Origin of the sequence: Dickeya aquatica (assembly GCF_900095885.1) — a bacterium.
Taxonomy (GTDB): domain Bacteria; phylum Pseudomonadota; class Gammaproteobacteria; order Enterobacterales; family Enterobacteriaceae; genus Dickeya; species Dickeya aquatica.
This window is the reverse complement of record NZ_LT615367.1, coordinates 3,335,887-3,355,240: the sequence shown is the minus strand read 5'-3', so window position 1 is coordinate 3,355,240 and position 19,354 is coordinate 3,335,887. Positions and strand designations below refer to the sequence as shown.

Sequence of the window (19,354 nt, the reverse complement as noted above, 5' to 3'; positions counted from 1 at the left end):
GCCTTGAGGCCAACGGCATGGGCATACCGTACCGTGTTGGTGTCGCAGGCAGGCCTCACAGAGGCAAAGCCTGCGGTAAGATTTAAGGGGCAGGGATGGTAAAGCGGCGGTGAATGGCTTCCAGTTCGGCCAGCAACTCGTCACCCAGCGTGACGTTCAGGCTGTCTAAATTAGTTTGTAATTGAGCCAGTGTGGTTGCACCCAGCAGCGTACTGGCGACAAACGGCTGTTGGCGTACGAAAGCCAGCGCCATTTGTGCCGGGTCGAGCCCGTGTTTTTGCGCCAGAGCAACATACTCGGCAATCGCTTGCTGAGTGTGGGGCGCTGAATAGCGCACAAAACGGCTGAATAGCGTGTTACGCGCACCGGCAGGTTTCGCGCCGTTCAAATATTTTCCGCTCAGGGTGCCAAAAGCCAGCGGCGAGTAGGCCAGCAATTCCACCCCCTCATGCTGACTGATTTCCGAAAGGCCGACCTCAAAACTGCGATTCAGCAGGCTATAGGGGTTCTGGATGGAAACAATGCGGGGCAGGTCGTGCTTTTCCGCCAGTTGCAGGTAGCGCATCACTCCCCACGGGGTTTCGTTTGAGACGCCAATATAGCGGATTTTACCGGCCCGAACCTGTTCGCTCAGGGCTTCTAAGGTTTCAAGCAGTGTGACAACGGGTTTTTCGCTGGTGTATTGATAATTCAGCTTACCAAAGCAGTTGGTTTGACGTTGCGGCCAATGCACCTGATAGAGATCGATATAATCGGTATTCAGGCGCTTTAAGCTCTCATCCAATGCGGCGCGGATATTTTTGCGATCCAGCGCCTGCTGTGGTCGCACGCTGTTGTCACTCGCCCGTACCGGGCCTGCTACCTTGCTTGCAATGATCAGCTTTTCGCGCCCGCCACGGCTTTTCAGCCAGGAACCGATATAACTCTCTGTCAGCCCTTGTGTTTCTGAACGCGGTGGCACCGGGTAGATTTCTGCGGTATCAATCAGGTTGACGCCGCTGGCGACAGCAAGATCCAATTGAGCATGCGCATCCGCTTCGCTGTTCTGTTCACCAAAGGTCATGGTGCCAAGCGCCAGCGTACTGACTTCCAGACTGCTGTGGGGAATACGATGATAGTGCATTGCAGTTTCCTTTTTATTCTTCTAAATAAGGTCGGTGCGTAAGGCACCTCACTGGCGACTATAACCAAGCCGAGGCGAGGGGGAAGTTTCTTTATGCCGGAAAAACGAGGTGGAAAGCGGTGAAAGCGCCGGGCCTGAAGGTGTCTGGCGCGCCCAGGGAAAATGCAGTGTGGCCGTCTGTCAGCGTTCAATAACCTGAGAAACGCTATCAGGGTGGAGCTGGTGACGGGAACCATCTTCATCAGTATAACTGAGCAGGCCGGTAGCCGGGTCAAGCGCGGGTTTTCCCTGCGCCAGTAGCATCTGCCCCTCTTTGGTGGCGATGACGTAGTGACGGGTACAGCCACAAAGCAGGAAGACAGACGTCAGGGCTAAGACGGTGATAAGCCGGGATCGCATACTGAGTTTACCTGTGATTTAGCAAAAAAATTGAACCTCTTGCCAGTTTAGCAAAGCCTTATCAGCCTGTGGCTAGGATTTTGGTCAAAAAAATTAAAAAGATACGTAAGGACATATAGAGAAATAGCACGTTAGTTATTTCCCTATGAAATAGGGGTGATTTTTAGCAGGATTGTCTTGGTGATTCAGGGCTTTTTGCACTGATAAGGTTGAGTGCTCAGGCGCGTTACAGCAAGAAATGGCGCGCCAGCAATGGTGTGGTAAAGGTTTTCTTGAGATAAAAGCCACGCGGTAGCGTCAGGATAGGCTGGCCATGTTCGCCAATGGCTTCGGTTAATACGCGGCTATTGGCGGCCTTGGGGCGCAACTGTAATACTTCACCATGACGAGCGGTAATACTTTCCACTTTACCCAGAACAATCAAGTCCATCAGCTCTTCCCAATCCTGACGTAACCGCCTCTCTTCCTCTTCATTTGGGCTCCACAGCAAAGGGGCTCCGATATGGCGCTCTCCCAGCGGGATGGCCCGTGAGCCTTCAACCGGGATCCACAGCACTTTGGCAAGCTTGCGACGTACATGACTGCTCTGCCAGGTTACGCCGCTATTTCCGGTCAGGGGAGCAACACAGACAAACGTGGTTTCCAGTGGACGGCCTTGTTCATCAATTGGGATAGTTTTTAGTTCTACGCCGAGCTCGGGGAAATCTTGTTCAGGCTTACTGCCTGCGCTGGCACCGAGAAAACGCTCCAGTAATGTACCAATCCACCCTTTGTCGCGCTTGAGATTGGCTGGCAGTGGCAGGTGGGCAAACTGGGCCAGTTCGGCAAGCGAGTAGCCTGCCAGTGCTTGTGCGCGCCGCAATAGCGCCTGTTCGTTGTCTGGTGCCTGTTGGTGGAGTCTTGGGGTGTTCATGCCGAACCCGTCTATTGAATGTGATTTGATTAAAAATTGAGCGCCAATAAGGCGGGCTTTTACCCGGCTACCCGATATGGTGCTGAAAAATAATAATAGCATGATTATGCTGTGATTTTTTTTCTTTGCCGTGGAGCGAAAATCAGAGTCTCCGGTTTTGTTCATGACAAGCCACCGACAATGAACAGGATTTTACACTAGGTTATCCACAGATTTTTGGGATAACCGGGATAACCGGGGATCACTGTTTTGATTTACAGCCTTGACGAGGGGCAGATTTGCTGGTTTTGGTGATTTTTTGGCTGCTTTTACGCCATGGCCTGTGGATAACGGCTTGGTCGTGCGATCTTTAGCCATTCTGAATGTTGCGCCCGATCACAGTTAAGGTAGCCGGTGGAAAACGTCGTCAGGAATCGTTTAATTGTTTGAAAGAAAATAGCTATTTTTAATAGCTGTGGATAAGGGGAATTAAGTTAAAACAGGTTTTACTCACTTTTTCATGATGTTCTTCACAAAGATGTCCACAGAAAAAGTGAATAAAATGCCCTATTCACTGGCCGCATGTTTATAACTTGGCTGACATCTGTGGGTTAACCGTGTTTTATCAGGAGAATGGTCACGAGCCTCGCAATCGGGGCGCTTCTCGGGGGATGTAAAGCGGGAGTTTACCGCCTGTCAGGAGTGTGAAACAATCGGGCCATCTTTACATTCTTGTTTATTGAGGTAGTCCGGTGATCGACGATGATGGCTACCGCCCGAATGTTGGTATTGTCATTTGTAATCGGCAGGGCCAGGTCTTGTGGGCTCGTCGCTACGGCCAGCACTCCTGGCAGTTTCCCCAGGGGGGGATAAACCCCGGAGAAAGCGCGGAACAGGCCATGTACCGTGAACTGTTCGAGGAAGTGGGATTGCGGAAAAAGGACGTTCGTATTCTGGCTTCCACGCGAAGCTGGCTGCGCTATAAATTGCCAAAACGTTTGGTGCGTTGGGATACAAAACCGGTCTGTATCGGCCAAAAGCAGAAATGGTTTCTGCTACAGTTAATGTGTAATGAGTCCGATATTAATATGCAAAGTAGCGGTACGCCGGAGTTTGACGGCTGGCGCTGGGTAAGCTATTGGTATCCGGTGCGTCAGGTTGTGTCATTCAAACGTGATGTTTACCGAAAAGTAATGAAAGAGTTTGTCACCGCCGTTATTCAGCTACAGGAGAATTCGGCAGTCAGACTGCCCTCTGGTACCCGACGAAAACGAGGATAATCCGATCTATCATGATGCTCACGCGACTGCGAGAAATTATCGAGAAGGTGGCTGCCGCAGCCCGGTTGAGTGATGCATTAGAGATTTTGGTCAATGAAACCTGCCAGGCGATGGATACCGAGGTGTGCTCCATTTATCTGGCAGATAATGACCGCCAATGCTATTACCTGATGGCAACACGCGGGCTGAAAAAGCCGCGTGGCCGCACGATAACGCTGGCGTTCGGCCAGGGGATCGTCGGCCTGGTCGGCGAACGTGCCGAGCCTATCAATCTGGCTGATGCTCAAAGCCATCCCAGTTTTAAATTTATTCCCGCCGTGCGCGAGCAACATTTCCGCTCATTTCTGGGTGTGCCGATTATCCACCGGCGTCAGTTGCTGGGCGTGCTGGTGGTGCAGCAGCGTGAGCATCGCCAGTTCGATAAGAACGAAGAGTCATTTATGGTGACGCTGGCGACCCAAATGGCAGCCATCTTGTCCCAATCGCAGATGAAAGCGCTGTTTGGTCAGTACCGGCAAACACGGATAAAAGCGATGGTTGCCTCTTCCGGCGTGGCCATCGCGCCGGGCTGGCAGGATCGCAGCCAGCCATCGCTGGAACTGGTGTTCCCCGCCTCCAGCCTCGATAGCGATCGTGAACGATCCCGTCTGGTGATGGCGATGGAAGAGGCGGCTGCCGAATTTCGCCGCTTTAGCAAACGCTTTAGCGCCAGCGCGCAAAAAGAGAGCGCCGCTATCTTCGATTTCTACTCCCACCTGCTCAACGATGCGCGTCTTAAGCGTGACCTGTTTCAGGAAGTTGACACTGGCAGTGTGGCGGAATGGGCAGTAAAAGTGGTGATCGAGCGCTTTGCCGCCCAGTTTGCCAGCCTGCAAGATACTTACCTGCGCGATCGTTCCAGTGATTTACGTGCTCTCGGGCAACGCCTGCTGTTTCATCTTGATGATAATGCACAAAGCAACGGCCAGTGGCCGGAACGCTTTATTTTGGTTGCCGATGAGCTAACGGCCACCTTGCTGGCAGAAGTGCCGCAAGAGCGCCTGGCGGGCGTGGTTGCCTATGACGGTGCGGCCAATTCCCACGCGGCCATTATGGTGCGAGCGATGGGGATCCCCACCCTGATGGATGCGGATATCCAGCCTGAGTTGCTGCATCAGCGGTTACTGGTGCTGGATGGCTACCGGGGAGAGCTGCTGGTTGACCCGGAGCCCGTGCTGGTGCAGGAATACCAGCGTCTGCTGAGTGAAGAAAACGAGCTGACCCGGCTGGCGGAAGATGACATGGAACGCCCGGCCGTGCTCAAAACCGGTGAGCGCATGGAAGTGATGCTCAATGCCGGTTTGAGCGCCGAGCATGAAAAACGCTTTATCAATCAGGTTGATGGCGTGGGCTTATACCGCACTGAAATCCCGTTTATGCTGCAAAATGGTTTCCCTTCGGAAGAAGAGCAGATGACGCAATATGAAGGGATGCTACGTTTATACCCGTCGCGCCCCGTCATGCTGCGCACGCTGGATATCGGTGCTGACAAACAGTTGCCTTATTTACCCATCAGCGAAGAGAACCCTTGCCTTGGCTGGCGAGGTATTCGCGTCACACTCGATCAGCCGGAAATCTTTATGATTCAGGTGCGCGCGATGCTGCGCGCCAACGCGCAGATTGGCAATCTCCGTATTCTGCTGCCGATGATCAATAGCCTCGATGAGATAGATGAGGCAAAACGGCTGATTGAGCGGGCTCAGGCAGAAGTATCAGAAACGCTGGGATTCCCCGCTCCACGACCGCGGATCGGCATCATGCTGGAAGTGCCGTCGGTGCTGTTTTTACTGCCGCATTTGTCATCACGTATTGATTTTGTCTCGGTTGGCACCAATGACCTGACCCAGTATCTGCTGGCAGTCGATCGCAATAATCCTCATGTGGGCGCACTTTACGACAGCCTCCACCCCGCCATGCTGCACGCCTTGAATATGATTATCACCCACTGCCGGGAATATCAGTTGCCGGTGTCGGTGTGTGGGGAAATGGCGGGCGAGCCGATGGGGGCATTGCTGCTAACCGGACTTGGCTATCGCACGTTGAGCATGAACGGGCGCAGTGTCGCTCGTGTTAAATACCTGCTGCGGCGTATCGGTGCTGATGAATCGCACCAACTGGCACAAAAAGTCCTCGGTGCACAAACTGCCAGCGAAGTCCGGCAATGGGCGTCAATTTTTATTGAAGAACGCGGCCTGGGCGGTCTTATCCGTGGTGGGCGCTGAAAGTCTTATCGTGCCTGATGTTGCGCGCTCTGTGGTTTGGGTAATCCCGGAATGCTTACGCTCTTGACATGTCAAGAGCGGCAGGCCCGGTATCATAATGTTTACAGTTCTTTTATCCCGTCGTCGCCACCTGTGTTGACCAGCTATGCTATTATGCGCAACCGCACTCGGCAGACAGTTGCCAGGTGTGGTGAACGCGCTAAATCGCCCCCGATATCAGGGACTAGGCGGCAATAAAAGCAATAATCAATGTGGTGAACGACGATGACGAGCTATCTGGCATTTCCCCAGTTTGATCCGGTGATATTTTCAATAGGGCCGGTTTCCCTGCACTGGTACGGACTGATGTATTTGGTCGGGTTTGTTTTTGCCATGTGGCTGGCAGTGCGCCGGGCTGGGAAAAGCAATAGCGGCTGGCGCAAAGAGGAAGTGGAGAACCTGCTCTATTTCGGTTTCCTCGGGGTGTTTGTTGGCGGGCGGCTCGGGTACGTACTGTTCTACGCATTTCCCAATTTCCTGGCTAACCCGCTCTACCTGTTCCGGGTGTGGGATGGCGGAATGTCCTTCCACGGTGGCCTGCTTGGGGTTATCACCGTGATGTTGTGGTTTGCTCATCGTACCCGCCGCAATTTCTTCCATGTATCTGATTTTATGGCACCCTTGATCCCATTTGGGCTGGGAGCCGGTCGTTTGGGCAACTTCATCAACGGTGAACTCTGGGGCCGTGTCACCACAGATACGCCCTGGGCGATGTTATTCCCCTCTTCTCGTGGTGAAGATATGGCGCTGGCGGCGGCAAATCCGCAATGGCAGGCCATCTTTAATCAGTACGGTGTACTGCCGCGCCATCCATCGCAGCTCTATGAGCTGGTGCTTGAAGGTGTGGTGTTGTTTATTATCCTGAATTTTTTTATTCGCAAATCCCGTCCGATGGGCAGTGTTTCCGGTTTATTCCTGATTGGCTACGGCGCGTTTCGTATCATCGTTGAATTCTTCCGCCAGCCGGATGCCCAACTGGGGCTGTTTAGCGGCATCAGCATGGGGCAGATCCTGTCACTGCCGATGGTGCTGGCTGGGGTGCTAATGATGGTGTGGGCATACCGCCGTCAACCGGCCCGGTCATGAGTATTGATCCAAAATTAAGTTGATGAGGTGGTATGAAACAGTATCTGGAACTGATGCAAAAAGTGCTCGATGAGGGAATACCGAAAGATGACCGCACCGGCACCGGAACGTTATCTATTTTCGGGCATCAGATGCGTTTCAATCTGCGCGATGGCTTTCCGCTGGTCACGACCAAGCGCTGTCATTTACGTTCGATCATTCATGAGCTGTTATGGTTTCTGAACGGTGATACCAATATCGCCTACCTGCGAGAAAATAATGTCTCTATTTGGGATGAGTGGGCAGACGAAAGCGGCTCTTTAGGCCCGGTGTATGGCAAGCAGTGGCGCGCCTGGGGAACCGCTGACGGCCGTCAGATAGACCAGCTACAAACGGTTCTGGCGCAGCTAAAACAAGACCCGGATTCGCGCCGCATTATTGTTTCGGCCTGGAACGTCGGTGAGCTGGATAAAATGGCGCTGGCACCTTGTCATGCGTTCTTCCAGTTCTACGTTGCTGATGGAAAACTCTCCTGCCAGCTTTATCAGCGCTCTTGTGATGTGTTTCTCGGCTTGCCGTTTAACATCGCCAGCTATGCATTATTGGTGCATATGCTGGCACAACAGTGCGATCTGGAGGTGGGGGATTTTGTCTGGACCGGCGGAGACACGCACCTTTACAACAACCATCTGGAGCAGGCGCGTTTACAACTCAGCCGTGAACCGCGTTCGCTACCCCGTCTGGTGATTAAACGTCGTCCTGCATCGCTGTTTGACTACCGCTTTGAGGATTTTGAGGTTGAAGGTTATGACCCGCACCCGGCGATTAAAGCTCCGGTAGCCATTTGACAGATGCAGACTTGCCGCCTTACCGGGTAAGGTTATCGCACGGTTCGTTCCAGTCTTAACTCTATACATCATCCCCTGTCAGCATCGCTGGCGGGGGATTTTTTTATCCCCTTATTTCCTCGTATTTTTGCGTGCCTCTGCGCAATTTTTTGGCTGTTTTCTGTGGTGGCAGTGGTTGTTTGCGAAATGCTACGCAACCTGATGCAACGGCGCTGGTCATGCCGCTGGGGCGTTTTAGAATAGCGGCCATGAGCGATAACAACCGACAACAATATGGGTTTAGCCTGACGGAACTGATGCTGGTTATCACCGTGATAGCTATGCTGGCCGGCGGCGGCTTGCGAAGCTGGCTGGCTTACCGCCAGTCACTGCAATTAGAGCAACATGCTCGTCAGCTCCTTAGCGTCTTAACCGCAGTACAGACGCAGGCTAACTGGCGCAATCAGACGATGGCGCTATGGGTACAATCCTCTGCCGACGCGTGGTGTCTCGTGTTAACCGATGCTCCAGCGCACTGTGATGCGGCTGAAAAAACGGTGTATTACCGTTACCTCAAGGAGGTTGAACTGCTGGAAACCACCAGCCCGCGCCTGGTGTTTTATGGTTTACGCAATGCCGCGCAGTCCGGGCATTTGACGCTGCGTAGCCCGGCAGGGCGGGTGCGGCTGGTGATATCAGCCCGAGGGCGTTTGCGACTGTGCAGCGAAGGCTTTTCTGTACAGGGGATCCCTATATGTTAAGTCACCTCCGGCGAGGAGCCGCCGGTTTTACATTACCGGAAATGATGCTGGCAATGGCGGCAGGCAGCCTGGTCATGCTCTCGGTTGCCCAGATTCTGCCATTACTGCGCGCCCGCATTCAGGAAAATACCAGCCAGTTGCGTCTTGAACAGCTGTTTAATCAGGTCATGCTGGGTATTGAAAAAGACATCCGGCGTGCGGGTTTCTGCCATGGGGACTGTCAGGGGCGAGCGTTGACATTGCAACTCGATGGCGAAGGCCAGGTCAGTTGCCTGAGTCTGACATACGACGTTAACCGCAATGGCCGCTGGGAGAGTGGTGCTGATGCAGACCCCGAGTTTTTTAGCTATCGCCTGCGAGAGAATGCCCTGGAGGTGCAAACGGGAGGGCCCGCTTGTCAGGGAAACCGCTGGGAAAAACTACTGGATCCGGCAGAAGTCATCATCACACAGTTCCGTGTTTTACCGTTATCGTCGGGTGTATTACCGCGTTATCGGCTTTTACTGGAAGGCTATTGGGTTGGACGGGCAGGAAAACGATGGCGCTCAGAGAGCCTCGTGACAGGGAGGAACCATGCCAGATAGCGACATTACTCATCAGCCCATCACACACGAGGGCGGTATCAATAAAAAAAGTAAGGCAGAACAACGCTTTTCTATTCAGTCAGAGCAAGGCAGTATTCTGGCGATTGTTATGCTGGTGATGGTTGTCGGGTTATTGTTGTTGTCAGGCTTGCAGCGTCAGTTAGATAGCCAGTTAAAACTTGGCATAGATGAACAACGCTTTTGGCAGGCATTTAATCTGGCTATGTCATCGCTGAACTGGGGAATGAGCCTGCGCTGGCCGCCTGATAATGAGTGGCAGTGCCAGTCTATGGCTGCGCGAGCGCTATCTGCCTGTTTGCATATACCTAAAAGCCAGCCTGTGGCAGATGATAATCGTCTGGCTGCCAGCGGCAACTCACGTATGGGGCTGCTGCGTGGAGAAGGGCGGCTTGATGGTAGTGCCGAGCCACTTGTGGTGTATCACCGGGTAGCGGTTCAGATACAGCATTCGGCAGTACAGATTCAACCGCTGGTGGGCGGCTGGCTGGATGTCTGCCCCGAGTCAGAAGAGTCAGTTTGTGCGCCAGCGCGTTAAGGGCGTAGTATTGCGCCCGCCGCGTGTCGCTGGCTTTAGTTTGCCGGAAACATTGGTTGCTGCGTTGGTCTTTGCCGTGTTGCTCTGCGGGTTGTTGCAATATCATCAGGTACTGGTGCAATCACTGGTGCACCAGATGCAGCAACGTCAGGCATGGCGGTTTGCTCATCAGCAGCTTGATGCCGAAGAGAGGCCAGAACTCGCGCAGACGTTTGCCTTGCCACCAGGCTGGCGTATTAGCCGAATTGAACAAAACCACCCACCGGTGTGTCGAAGCGTGACGGTAACAATCGAGACGCCTTACCGCTACCAGGCTTCGCTCGAACGCTGGTTTTGCCATAACCCTCTCGATACGGTAACGTCCACGGCCAGCCGGTATACCGCATGATGGGTAAGAGAGGCACCGGTTTTGCGCTCACGGTGCGGATATCTGTGCGTTGTCGCTTCAGCGAGTGGTCTGGCGAGACTCATCTTTTGTATGGTTTTTTTGAAACGATGGACATTTCTGGGAGAAATGAATGCGGAAAGTATGTGGTTGGTTAAGCGTAGTGCTGCTCTTTTTCTGGTTTCCGTTCAGTTATGCGGCCGATGGCTGGCAACCTCTCCCCCAGACAATTCGCAAGAGTGAAAACGATACACGGCAGTATCAGGCAATACGCCTTGATAATGATATGACCGTGTTGTTGATATCAGACGAGCAGGCTGCTCACTCGCTCGCTGCGCTGGCGTTGCCGGTCGGCTCGCTTGATAACCCACCGCAACAGCCGGGGCTGGCACATTATCTTGAACACATGTTGTTGATGGGCTCTACGCGCTATCCACAATCAGATGGGCTGGCCGAATTTCTGAAAATGCATGGCGGTAGCCATAATGCCAGCACGGCCTCTTATCGCACGGCATTTTATCTGGAAGTGGAAAATGATGCGTTGCCGATGGCCGTCGATCGCCTGGCGGATGCGATAGCCGCACCGTTGCTTGACCCGGTCAATGCGGACAGAGAGCGTCATGCGGTGAACGCCGAACTGACGATGGCCCGTGCCCGTGATGGGTTACGTATGGAGCAGGTTGAAGCTGAGACCATTAACCCTGAACACCCAGGAGCCCGTTTCGCTGGCGGGAATCTGGAAACACTCAGCGATAAACCAGACAGTAAACTGCATGATGAGCTGGTACGTTTTTACCAGCGTTACTATTCAGCCAATCTCATGAAAGGGGTGATTTACGGTAAGTCGCCGTTGCCTGAGCTGGCGGCAATCGCGGCATCGACATTTGGGCGTATAGCTAATCATGAGGCCAGTGTGCCGCCCATTAGTGCACCAGTGGTAACAGAGGAACAGCGCGGCGTGTTGATTCATTACGTCCCGGCACAGCCACGTAAACAGTTGAAGATAGAGTTCAGGATAGCGAACGACAGCCAGGCATTTCGCAGTAAGACGGATACCTATATTAGTTATTTGATAGGAAATCGCAGTCCTAATACCTTGTCTGACTGGTTGCAGCGTCAGGGGCTGGCCGAGTCGATACGTGCCAGTTCCGATCCTATGTCTGAGCGTAGCAGCGGGGTTTTTAATGTCAGTGTGGATTTGACGGATAAAGGCCTGGCGCAACAGGATGACGTGATTGCTGCCGTATTCCAGTATCTGGAGAAAATCCGTCAGGAAGGGATCCAGCCGGGCTATTTTGATGAAATATCTCGGGTGCTGGGCATTGATTTTCGCTATCCCTCCATGAGGCGGGATATGGACTATGTCGAGTGGCTGGCCGATAGCCTGCTGCGTTTACCCGTAGAATATATTCTGGAAGGCCCCTATGTGGCCGATCGGTTCGACCCTGCGGCAATTCGCCACAGACTGGCGGCGATGACACCGCAAAATGCGCGCATCTGGCTGATAAGCCCGGAGCAACCCCATAATAAAAAAGCCTATTTTGTCGATGCACCTTACCAGGTGGATAAAATCGGCGATCAGCGCTTTAGCCGCTGGCAGCAGATGGCTGCGTCGATGACGTTAAGCCTGCCTGTGCCAAACCCTTATATCCCTGACGATTTCTCCCTTATTGCGGCGGATGCGGCTGTCACTCATCCGAAAAAAATTGTTGATGAGACGGGGTTGCGCGTTTTTTATATGCCGAGTCGCTATTTTGCCGGTGAGCCTAAAGCGGATATTACCCTGATGCTGCGCAACCGCCTTGCCAGTGATTCGGCTCGCCATCAGGTGTTGTTTGCGCTTAATGATTATCTGGCAGGGGTTGCGTTAGATGCCCTGAGCTATCAGGCATCGGTCGGGGGCATCAGTTTTTCTACCGGCAGTAATGATGGGTTAGTGATGACTGCGAGCGGTTATACCCAGCATTTACCGGCGTTGCTGATGTCGATGGTGCAACAATATGCCAGCTTTACTCCGACACCAGAGCAACTCCAGCAGGCAAAGTCATGGTATGCCGAACAACTGGACGCGGCAGACAAAGCGAAAGCTTACGAGCAGGCGATGTTTCCGCTGCGAGGGTTGTCGGTGGTGCCTTATAGCGAGCGCAGCGAGCGTCGTAAGTTACTGCAAGCGATTACGGTGCCTGAATTGGTGGCATACCGTAATGCATTACTACAGCAGGCTACGCCGGAGATGTTGGTGGTCGGGAATGTGGCGCAGGCCGATGTGGTCAGCTTGTCGTATCGTCTGCGCGAGCAGTTAGGGTGTAGTGGTACACAGTGGTGGCATGGCGAGTCAGTCACGGTCAATAAACCGCAGCGCGCCTTGCTTGAACAGCGCGTAACCGGCACGGATTCGGCGCTGGCGGCGGTATATATTCCCGTGGGGTATAGCGAGATTCAAAGTGCGGCGTACAGTAAATTACTGGGGCAAATCGTGCATCCCTGGTTTTATACGCAACTGCGCACGGATGAACAGCTTGGTTATGCGGTTTTTGCTACGCCGGTTTCGCTTGATAAGCAATGGGGGATCGGTTTTCTGTTGCAAAGTAACAGCCAGCAACCGGCTTATCTCTATCAGCGCTATCAGGATTTTTTTGCCAAAGCACAACAGCGGCTGGAAACGATGAGTGAGTCTGATTTTACTCAAAATAAACAAGGGCTTATTAACACTCTGAGCCACCCTCCGCAGACGCTGGATGAAGAGGCGGCGCGGCTGCGCGGTGATTTGGAGCGGGAAAACGTCGATTTTGATACCCGACAACAACTGATAGGCCAGATAGCGTCTATCTCTGCACCCCAGTTGCTGGGCTTCTTCCGGCAGGCTTTACAACCGCAGGGGTTAGCGTTGTTGTCACAGATTTCTGGTAGTGCGCATGAAAAAGCCGACTATGCCAGACCCGAGCAGTGGCAGCCATACACCTCTACCTCAGCCTTACAGCAGACACTGGGGTTAACGAATCGGGTCACAACGGCCTCACCGTAATCGCGGTGTGACGGGTGGTTTGGCTCAGGGGGGGATTGCACTGCGCTTACCACCAGCCATTAGCCAGATAAACCCCGTGAGGCCAGGAGCCTCGCGGGGTAGGGAGAAAGATTTCAGGTCGGAGAATTACAGGTCGGTGACCAGAATTTTGGAGCGGCGTTGATAGTTATACAGCTCTTGCTTACGCTTGGGCAGCATCTCTACCTCGACAGGCTTGAAACCGCGCTCCTGAAACCAGTGAATACTGTGGGTGGTCAGTACGAATAGCCGTTGTAACCCCTGCTGACGGGCTTGAGCCGAGACATGATGGAGCAGTTGGTCGCCGCGTGAGGAGTTGCGGTACTCCGGGTGCACGGCAACGCAAGCCATCTCACCAATACTCTCTTCCGGAAACGGGTAGAGTGCAGCACAGGCAATGGTCAGGTTGTCTCTCACCACCACGGTGAATTTGTCTATCTCCATTTCCAGTTGTTCACGCGAACGGCGCACCAAAATACCTTGCTGTTCCAGCGGACGAATTAACTCCAGAATACCGCCGATATCATTAATGGTGGCGCGGCGCACCTGTTCTGCGCTTTCCATAACGATTTGCGTGCCGATACCATCCCGGGAGAACAATTCTTGCAGTAACGCGCCATCTTCCTGATAACTAATCAGATGGCTGCGACGCACACCGCTGCGGCAGGCTTTTACCGCACCGCGCAGGAAGCGCACGATTTCAGAGTTGTAATCACCGGCTTCCTCCAGCACCTGAAGGCGCTGCTGGGCTTCATCAGGCAGTAATTCCGAGACAATCACGCCTTCTTCGTTTGTCACCCCTTGTGAGGCACAAAAGCCAATCATTTTCTCGGCTTTCAGTTTGATGGCCAACTGGGTGGCGACTTCTTCCGAGGTGAGGTTAAAGCTTTCTCCGGTAACCGAAACCGCGACCGGGCCAAGCAACACGATGGCACCACTGTCAAGCTGGCGTTGCAGCGCATCTTCATCAATGCGGCGAATACGGCCGCTGTGGCAGTAGTCCACGCCATCATCGACGCCAAGCGGCTGGGCAATAATAAAATTGCCGCTGACCACGTTAATGTGTGCTCCCTGCAAGGGCGTGTTGAGCAGGCTCATTGACAGACGGGCCGTAATATCCAGTTGCAGCATGCCGGCGGCCTGTTTCACCAGTTCCAGCGTGGTGCTGTCTGTGACCCGGGTATGCTTGTGGTAGCGGGGCTCGTAGTTGTGTGCCATCAAATTGGCATCAATCTGCGGTCTGGCACCATAGACCACCACCAGTTTGATACCCAGACTGTGCAACAGCCCGATGTCATTGACGATATTGGCAAAATTTTCATGCTCAATTGCTTCGCCGCCCAGCATGATGACAAAGGTTTTACCACGATGTGCATTGATGTAAGGAACTGAGTGGCGGAAGCCTTGAACCAGTTCTGTACTACGTTCCTTCACTGCGAGCCCTCTTTGAATTTTTATTCGATATTTTCGTATTTTTATTCTTACCAAACCAAAAGGCAAGCGATAACTTTCCCGTCTGATGGCCTGTATGGTTTGCACCTTCCCGAACAGTAAAACGCTGAACGATGATTTTTGCATGACAGTCAGGGCGGGATTGGTTAAAGTTTTTTTCGCTTTATCTAATCTGCCTGATTTTATTAGCCATTAGTGGAGTTTCATGTCTTATCCAATGCCTCGACTCAGTCGTCGCCAATTATTACAGGGCGCGGCTGCCACCTGGCTACTGAGTCTCAGTGGCGTCGGGCTGGCGGCTTCGTCCCAGGTTATCGCCGTACGCGTATGGCCCTCTTCTGCTTATACCCGTATGACGCTGGAGTCAAATCTGCCGCTCAGCTATCGCCAGTTCGTGCTGGATAATCCGCCTCGTCTGGTGGTGGATATTGAGAATGTTGCGCTCAATAGCGCCCTGAAGAGTGCGAGCCGCCAGTTTGCGCGTACCGATCCTTTTATTAAAGCCGCGCGTGTCGGGCAGTTTGATCAGAACACGGTGCGACTGGTACTGGAATTACGCCAGCAGGTTGAGCCGAGATTGTTTACGCTGACGCCGGTGGCCGGGTTTCGTCACCGCCTGGTGCTGGATCTCTATCCGGTATCCGGGCGTTACGATAATGCAGAAGACCCGCTGCTGGCACTGCTTGAGGATTACAACAAAGGCGAACTGGAGCGAACCCTGCCGCCTGAAACGCCCAAAACCGGGCGAGCCGGACGTGAGCGGCCGCTGGTTATCATGCTTGACCCAGGGCATGGCGGAGAAGACCCCGGTGCGATAGGGAAAAATCGTACCCGGGAAAAAGATGTGGTGTTACAAATCGCCCGTCGTCTGAAGGCGCTAATCGAGCGCGAACCCAATATGAAAGCCTACATGACTCGTAATGAGGACGTGTTCATTCCGCTCAATGTCCGGGTTGCGAAAGCCCGTAAACAGCGGGCCGATCTGTTTGTCTCCATTCACGCCGATGCCTTTAGCGATCGCGCTGCGCGGGGGTCTTCGGTTTTTGCGTTATCGAAAAAAGGGGCGACCAGCTCGGCGGCGCGCTATCTGGCACAAACGCAAAACGAATCTGATTTGATTGGCGGTGTGAGTCTCAGCGGCGACAGGTATCTTGACAGCACCATGTTCGATATGGTGCAAACGGTGACGATTAATGACAGCCTGAAGTTTGGCAACGAAATTCTGCATCGGTTAGGCGGGGTGAATCGTCTGCATAAAAATCGTGTCGATCAGGCCGGGTTTGCGGTGCTAAAGGCACCAGATATTCCCTCGGTGTTGGTCGAAACGGCGTTTATCAGCAATCTGGAAGAGGAGCGCAAGCTGCGTACCACACATTTTCAGACGCAGGTGGCGCAATCGATTCTGGAAGGGATTAAAGCCTATTTTGCCGCACAGGTTCGCTAAATGAACAATGGGATAAACGGTACCGAGGGTGAAAACTGAAAAGGCAGGCATAAAAAAACACCCGTCAGGGTGTTCTCTTGTTTGAGACATTGATTGGTTGCGGGGGCCGGATTTGAACCGACGACCTTCGGGTTATGAGCCCGACGAGCTACCAGGCTGCTCCACCCCGCGTCCGTCTCTCTTCTTCTTGATGCTTAACTTTCTTTGATGCTTAAACATCAATTGGTTGCGGGGGCCGGATTTGAACCGACGACCTTCGGGTTATGAGCCCGACGAGCTACCAGGCTGCTCCACCCCGCGTCCGTGGATGCGCACTATACTCCGCGTTCATTTTGATGCAACTCCTTTTTGCAAATAGTTGTCGTTTTTACCTTAACTGGCGAAAACATCGCCTGAGTGGTGGTTTTTAGAACGAATATGTGTGGTTTTATGCTGGCGCGTTTTATTCTCCTGGCCCGTTTGCTATCGTTTCGCGTCATGAAAATGAGGTTATCCAGCAGGGCTGTTCGTCAGTGATGCTGTTATTCAGTCAGTAAAAGAGAGCGCGCAAAAAATGAAAGGATGGTGGGGGAAATACGTGCTGACCGGTGTGGTTATCGCGATACTGGCCGGCTGTCAGACTCGGCCCGGCGATCGTGGTCAGCAATACAAGGATGGACGTCTTGATCAACCGTTTGAGTGGGTCAATACGCCGAATGCCAGCGGTTCACCGGCAAATGGCGGCGATTTTATGCAGCAGGTTAGTCGAATCCAGTCTGCCTCGCCGGGACTTTACTCCCGAAATAGTGCGGTGTTTCAGTCCATTGCGAACTGGCTGCAATCCGGGGGGATACGCGTCAGCTGTCGCAGTTTTGGCTTGAATGCCTGGCAAATGGAAGGGGTAGACAATTTTGGCAATGTCCAGTTCACCGGCTACTACACTCCGGTGGTGCAGGCGCGCCACACGCCTCAGGGGGAGTTCCGCTTTCCGCTGTATGCGATGCCTTCTGCCGGGAAAAACCGCCGTTTGCCAGACCGAGCCTCTATTTATGCGGGTGCATTAAGTAGCCAGTTGGCGATCGCCTGGACGAACTCGCTGATGGATAACTTCATGATGGAAGTGCAGGGCAGTGGCTACGTCGATTTTGGTGATGGCAGCCCGCTGACCTTTTTTGGCTATGCGGGCAAAAATGGCCATGCCTATCGCAGCATTGGTAAGGTGCTGATTGACCGGGGTGAGGTGGCGAAGGAAGCGATGTCGATGCAGGCGATTCGGCAATGGGCGGAGCGCCATAGCGAAGCGGCGGTGCGTGAATTATTGGAGCAAAACCCGTCGTTTGTGTTTTTTAAACCGATGGCGTCAATGCCGGTTAAAGGGGCCAGTGCCGTCCCGCTGGTGGCTCGCGCGTCTGTTGCTTCCGATCGCAGCTTAATTCCACCCGGCACCACATTACTGGCTGAAGTCCCGTTGTTGGATAATCAGGGTAAGTTCACCGGTAAGTATGAGATGCGTCTCATGGTGGCGCTGGATGTCGGTGGTGCAATAAAAGGGCAGCATTTTGATATCTATCAGGGGATTGGTACAGAGGCAGGCCATGCCGCCGGTTATTACAACCATTATGGCCGGGTATGGGTGCTGAAAGGCCAGTCTGCCTCGGCCATGCCGCTGTTGAGCTCTGGCAACCGCAATGCAGACGGGGTTTTGGTGAGCAATCCGAATTAAACTGCTCAAGTGCCTTGCCTGCATTAAACGGCAGCAAGGCACCGTGCGTCAGCGCAGTGATTTCACCATCGGAATACACGCCAGCGAAAATCCACGCGGGGAATGGTGAAGGCTTGGCTCATCACCGCAAAAACCCAGTGAGTGATAAAACGCCGCTGCATTCAGGCTGGCTTCCAGATGCAGTTCCTTAAGCCCGGCAGAACGGGCTTTACCTTCCAGATACTGCATCATGGCGCGCCCGATGCCCTGGCCCATGACATCCGGTTCAACAAAAATCGCGTCAATCATGCCGTTATCGAGGTTTATCATGCCGGTTGCGACGATACGCTGGGCGTGTTCCGCCAGATAAAAACGGTCTGTTACCGTATTTTCGAACGATTGACTGAGCGGGCCGCCTGCCCAGCGTTGCAGTGAGTCCGGCGGATAGTGCTCCGCGCAGCCCTGTATAATCGCGCGATTGCGCAGGGCGAATGCGGCGTGAGCATCGGTGCGCATGGCTTTACGGAAGGTCACGGGCAACGGGCGTGGTTTCTGTGCCTGTGTTGCCGGTTCCTCCGGCTTTTCAGCGGCAAACGCCAGCACATTTTCGAAGGCCAGGCGGAAATAGAGTTCGTAACTGTTGCGCTCCACGTAGCCGATATGCGGTGTCGCCAGTACATTCGGCAACCGGAGCAACGGCTCGCTTTCTTTGCTCGCCGGTTCATGACTGAACACATCCAGCGCGGCCTGCCGGTGCGGGTTCGCGGATAAAACCTGCCAGAGTGCGCCCGGCTCCACCAGTTCAGCGCGGCTGATATTGACAAACAGGGCGTCCGGCTTCATCAGCGCCAGGTCGGCCTGTGTCACACTGTGACGGGTGGCATCATTAAGGCGTAAATGCAGTGACAACACATCTGCGCGGGCAAAAAATGCCGCTTTGCTTGCAGCCGCTTCATACCCCATCGTTTGCGCCCTGACCCGCGACGCCTCGCTGCCCCATATCAATATCTGCATGCCAAATGCTGCGCCATAGCGGGCTATGCGCTGACCAATATTGCCAAAACCCCAGATACCGAGCGTCAGCCCTTCCAGCGTGCGGCCTAATGTGGGGAGCCCGCTTTGTTGCCAGCCGCGTTCAGCCTCGCATCGGGTATGCGGGCATTGTAACGCGTGATGGTACTGCGGCAGATGGCGCGAGGCCGCCATAATCAATGCCCAGCAGAGCTCGGCTGGGGCAACCGGCGAGCCTCGGCCTTCAGCGAGGGTAACGCCCCGGCGCTGGCAGGCCGCTACGTCAATATGCTGGCTGATTTTACCGGTCTGGCTGATGAGCTTTACGCGGGGCAGTCTGGCAAGGAGGGTGTCGGTAATGTGGGTGCGCTCACGGATAAGTACCAGTGCGTCGGCATCCTGTAAACGGGCCGCCAGTTGTTCTTCGTCAGTGAAGGTCTGGTTCAGGATGGTGACGTGATGCGCGTTAAGCAGGGAAAAGCAGTCGAGATGGCGGACTGCATCCTGATAATCATCCAGTATGGCGATGTGCATACGGTTATTCCTTGTCA

Annotated in this window: 16 protein-coding genes, 2 tRNA genes and 1 pseudogene; 11 read left to right on the top strand and 8 right to left on the bottom strand. The window is 53.7% G+C overall.

From position 1 onward, the window contains the following. Nucleotides 1–82 precede the first annotated feature (82 nt). The 3 genes from DAQ1742_RS15290 to mutH form a co-directional block, all read right to left on the bottom strand. Nucleotides 83–1,123, bottom strand: coding sequence for an NADP(H)-dependent aldo-keto reductase (locus tag DAQ1742_RS15290; RefSeq protein ID WP_035340307.1), 1,041 nt, complete (start codon nt 1,121–1,123; stop codon nt 83–85). A gap of 180 nt (nt 1,124–1,303) precedes the next feature. After that, on the bottom strand, nt 1,304–1,522 hold the full coding sequence (locus tag DAQ1742_RS15285) for a YgdI/YgdR family lipoprotein (RefSeq protein ID WP_035340310.1): 219 nt from the start codon (nt 1,520–1,522) through the stop codon (nt 1,304–1,306). Between the two features lie 226 nt (nt 1,523–1,748). Continuing rightward, the gene (mutH, locus tag DAQ1742_RS15280; RefSeq protein ID WP_035345778.1) at nt 1,749–2,435 is read right to left on the bottom strand and encodes a DNA mismatch repair endonuclease MutH; all 687 of its coding nucleotides are present in this window, start codon (nt 2,433–2,435) and stop codon (nt 1,749–1,751) included. 731 nt (nt 2,436–3,166) lie between these two features. On the opposite strand from mutH, the gene rppH reads away from it, so the two are divergent. From rppH to ptrA, 9 genes are all read left to right on the top strand, one after another. After that, on the top strand, nt 3,167–3,694 hold the full coding sequence (gene rppH, locus DAQ1742_RS15275) for an RNA pyrophosphohydrolase (protein WP_035340312.1): 528 nt from the start codon (nt 3,167–3,169) through the stop codon (nt 3,692–3,694). A 14-nt stretch (nt 3,695–3,708) separates the two neighbouring features. Continuing rightward, entirely contained in the window at nt 3,709–5,955 is a 2,247-nt protein-coding gene (gene ptsP / locus DAQ1742_RS15270; RefSeq protein WP_035345780.1) for a phosphoenolpyruvate--protein phosphotransferase, read from the top strand. 264 nt (nt 5,956–6,219) lie between these two features. After that, the gene (lgt, locus tag DAQ1742_RS15265) at nt 6,220–7,080 is read left to right on the top strand and encodes a prolipoprotein diacylglyceryl transferase (protein ID WP_035340314.1); all 861 of its coding nucleotides are present in this window, start codon (nt 6,220–6,222) and stop codon (nt 7,078–7,080) included. Between the two features lie 32 nt (nt 7,081–7,112). Continuing rightward, complete coding sequence (gene thyA, locus DAQ1742_RS15260; RefSeq protein ID WP_035340316.1) at nt 7,113–7,907, top strand: thymidylate synthase; 795 nt, start codon at nt 7,113–7,115, stop codon at nt 7,905–7,907. Nucleotides 7,908–8,086: 179 nt separating this feature from the next. After that, nucleotides 8,087–8,647, top strand: a complete 561-nt coding sequence (locus DAQ1742_RS15255) for a prepilin peptidase-dependent protein (RefSeq protein WP_232046520.1) — start codon at nt 8,087–8,089, stop codon at nt 8,645–8,647. Then, entirely contained in the window at nt 8,641–9,231 is a 591-nt protein-coding gene (locus DAQ1742_RS15250; RefSeq protein ID WP_035340317.1) for a prepilin peptidase-dependent protein, read from the top strand. The genes DAQ1742_RS15255 and DAQ1742_RS15250 overlap by 7 nt, the downstream gene beginning before the upstream one ends. Next, nucleotides 9,221–9,787: a YgdB family protein gene (locus DAQ1742_RS15245; protein ID WP_232046517.1), complete on the top strand. Its 567-nt coding sequence runs from the start codon at nt 9,221–9,223 to the stop codon at nt 9,785–9,787. The genes DAQ1742_RS15250 and DAQ1742_RS15245 overlap by 11 nt, the downstream gene beginning before the upstream one ends. Further along, nucleotides 9,771–10,175: a prepilin-type N-terminal cleavage/methylation domain-containing protein gene (locus DAQ1742_RS15240; protein WP_232046515.1), complete on the top strand. Its 405-nt coding sequence runs from the start codon at nt 9,771–9,773 to the stop codon at nt 10,173–10,175. Before DAQ1742_RS15245 ends, DAQ1742_RS15240 begins: the two co-directional genes overlap by 17 nt. Nucleotides 10,176–10,305: 130 nt before the next feature. Further along, nucleotides 10,306–13,197 (top strand): pitrilysin, encoded by a 2,892-nt coding sequence (gene ptrA, locus DAQ1742_RS15235; RefSeq protein WP_035340319.1) that lies wholly within the window; start codon nt 10,306–10,308, stop codon nt 13,195–13,197. A 126-nt stretch (nt 13,198–13,323) separates the two neighbouring features. Here ptrA and argA read toward each other — a convergent pair whose 3' ends face one another. Then, the gene (gene argA / locus DAQ1742_RS15230) at nt 13,324–14,649 is read right to left on the bottom strand and encodes an amino-acid N-acetyltransferase (RefSeq protein ID WP_035340321.1); all 1,326 of its coding nucleotides are present in this window, start codon (nt 14,647–14,649) and stop codon (nt 13,324–13,326) included. Between the two features lie 223 nt (nt 14,650–14,872). On the opposite strand from argA, the gene amiC reads away from it, so the two are divergent. Continuing rightward, a complete protein-coding gene (gene amiC, locus DAQ1742_RS15225) occupies nt 14,873–16,111 on the top strand; it encodes an N-acetylmuramoyl-L-alanine amidase AmiC (RefSeq protein ID WP_035340323.1) in 1,239 nt (412 codons plus the stop codon). A gap of 94 nt (nt 16,112–16,205) precedes the next feature. On the opposite strand, the gene DAQ1742_RS15220 is transcribed toward amiC, so the two are convergent. Continuing rightward, nucleotides 16,206–16,282, bottom strand: a tRNA-Met gene (locus DAQ1742_RS15220). A 52-nt stretch (nt 16,283–16,334) separates the two neighbouring features. Then, nucleotides 16,335–16,411: transfer RNA gene (locus DAQ1742_RS15215), tRNA-Met, on the bottom strand. A gap of 253 nt (nt 16,412–16,664) precedes the next feature. Between DAQ1742_RS15215 and mltA the strand changes: the two genes are divergently transcribed. Continuing rightward, nucleotides 16,665–17,813, top strand: coding sequence for a murein transglycosylase A (gene mltA, locus DAQ1742_RS15210; RefSeq protein ID WP_180706166.1), 1,149 nt, complete (start codon nt 16,665–16,667; stop codon nt 17,811–17,813). Between the two features lie 48 nt (nt 17,814–17,861). Here the strand turns inward: mltA and DAQ1742_RS20905 are convergent, their stop codons facing one another. Together DAQ1742_RS20905 and DAQ1742_RS15205 are read right to left on the bottom strand one after the other, a co-directional pair. Further along, nucleotides 17,862–18,308 (bottom strand): GNAT family N-acetyltransferase, encoded by a 447-nt coding sequence (locus DAQ1742_RS20905; protein ID WP_197731772.1) that lies wholly within the window; start codon nt 18,306–18,308, stop codon nt 17,862–17,864. A gap of 60 nt (nt 18,309–18,368) precedes the next feature. Further along, nucleotides 18,369–19,337: pseudogene (locus tag DAQ1742_RS15205) on the bottom strand (D-2-hydroxyacid dehydrogenase family protein); the annotation flags it as partial. Nucleotides 19,338–19,354 lie beyond the last annotated feature (17 nt).

Bases quoted from the DNA above. Each gene is read 5' to 3' on its own strand.
- DAQ1742_RS15290 (WP_035340307.1), bottom strand. From the start codon at position 1,123: ATGCACTATCATCGTATTCCCCACAGCAGTCTGGAAGTCAGTACGCTG.
- DAQ1742_RS15285 (WP_035340310.1), bottom strand. From the start codon at position 1,522: ATGCGATCCCGGCTTATCACCGTCTTAGCCCTGACGTCTGTCTTCCTG.
- mutH (WP_035345778.1), bottom strand. From the start codon at position 2,435: ATGAACACCCCAAGACTCCACCAACAGGCACCAGACAACGAACAGGCG.
- ptsP (WP_035345780.1), top strand. From the start codon at position 3,709: ATGCTCACGCGACTGCGAGAAATTATCGAGAAGGTGGCTGCCGCAGCC.
- lgt (WP_035340314.1), top strand. From the start codon at position 6,220: ATGACGAGCTATCTGGCATTTCCCCAGTTTGATCCGGTGATATTTTCA.
- thyA (WP_035340316.1), top strand. From the start codon at position 7,113: ATGAAACAGTATCTGGAACTGATGCAAAAAGTGCTCGATGAGGGAATA.
- DAQ1742_RS15250 (WP_035340317.1), top strand. From the start codon at position 8,641: ATGTTAAGTCACCTCCGGCGAGGAGCCGCCGGTTTTACATTACCGGAA.
- DAQ1742_RS15245 (WP_232046517.1), top strand. From the start codon at position 9,221: ATGCCAGATAGCGACATTACTCATCAGCCCATCACACACGAGGGCGGT.
- ptrA (WP_035340319.1), top strand. From the start codon at position 10,306: ATGCGGAAAGTATGTGGTTGGTTAAGCGTAGTGCTGCTCTTTTTCTGG.
- amiC (WP_035340323.1), top strand. From the start codon at position 14,873: ATGTCTTATCCAATGCCTCGACTCAGTCGTCGCCAATTATTACAGGGC.
- mltA (WP_180706166.1), top strand. From the start codon at position 16,665: ATGAAAGGATGGTGGGGGAAATACGTGCTGACCGGTGTGGTTATCGCG.
- DAQ1742_RS20905 (WP_197731772.1), bottom strand. From the start codon at position 18,308: ATGCGCACCGATGCTCACGCCGCATTCGCCCTGCGCAATCGCGCGATT.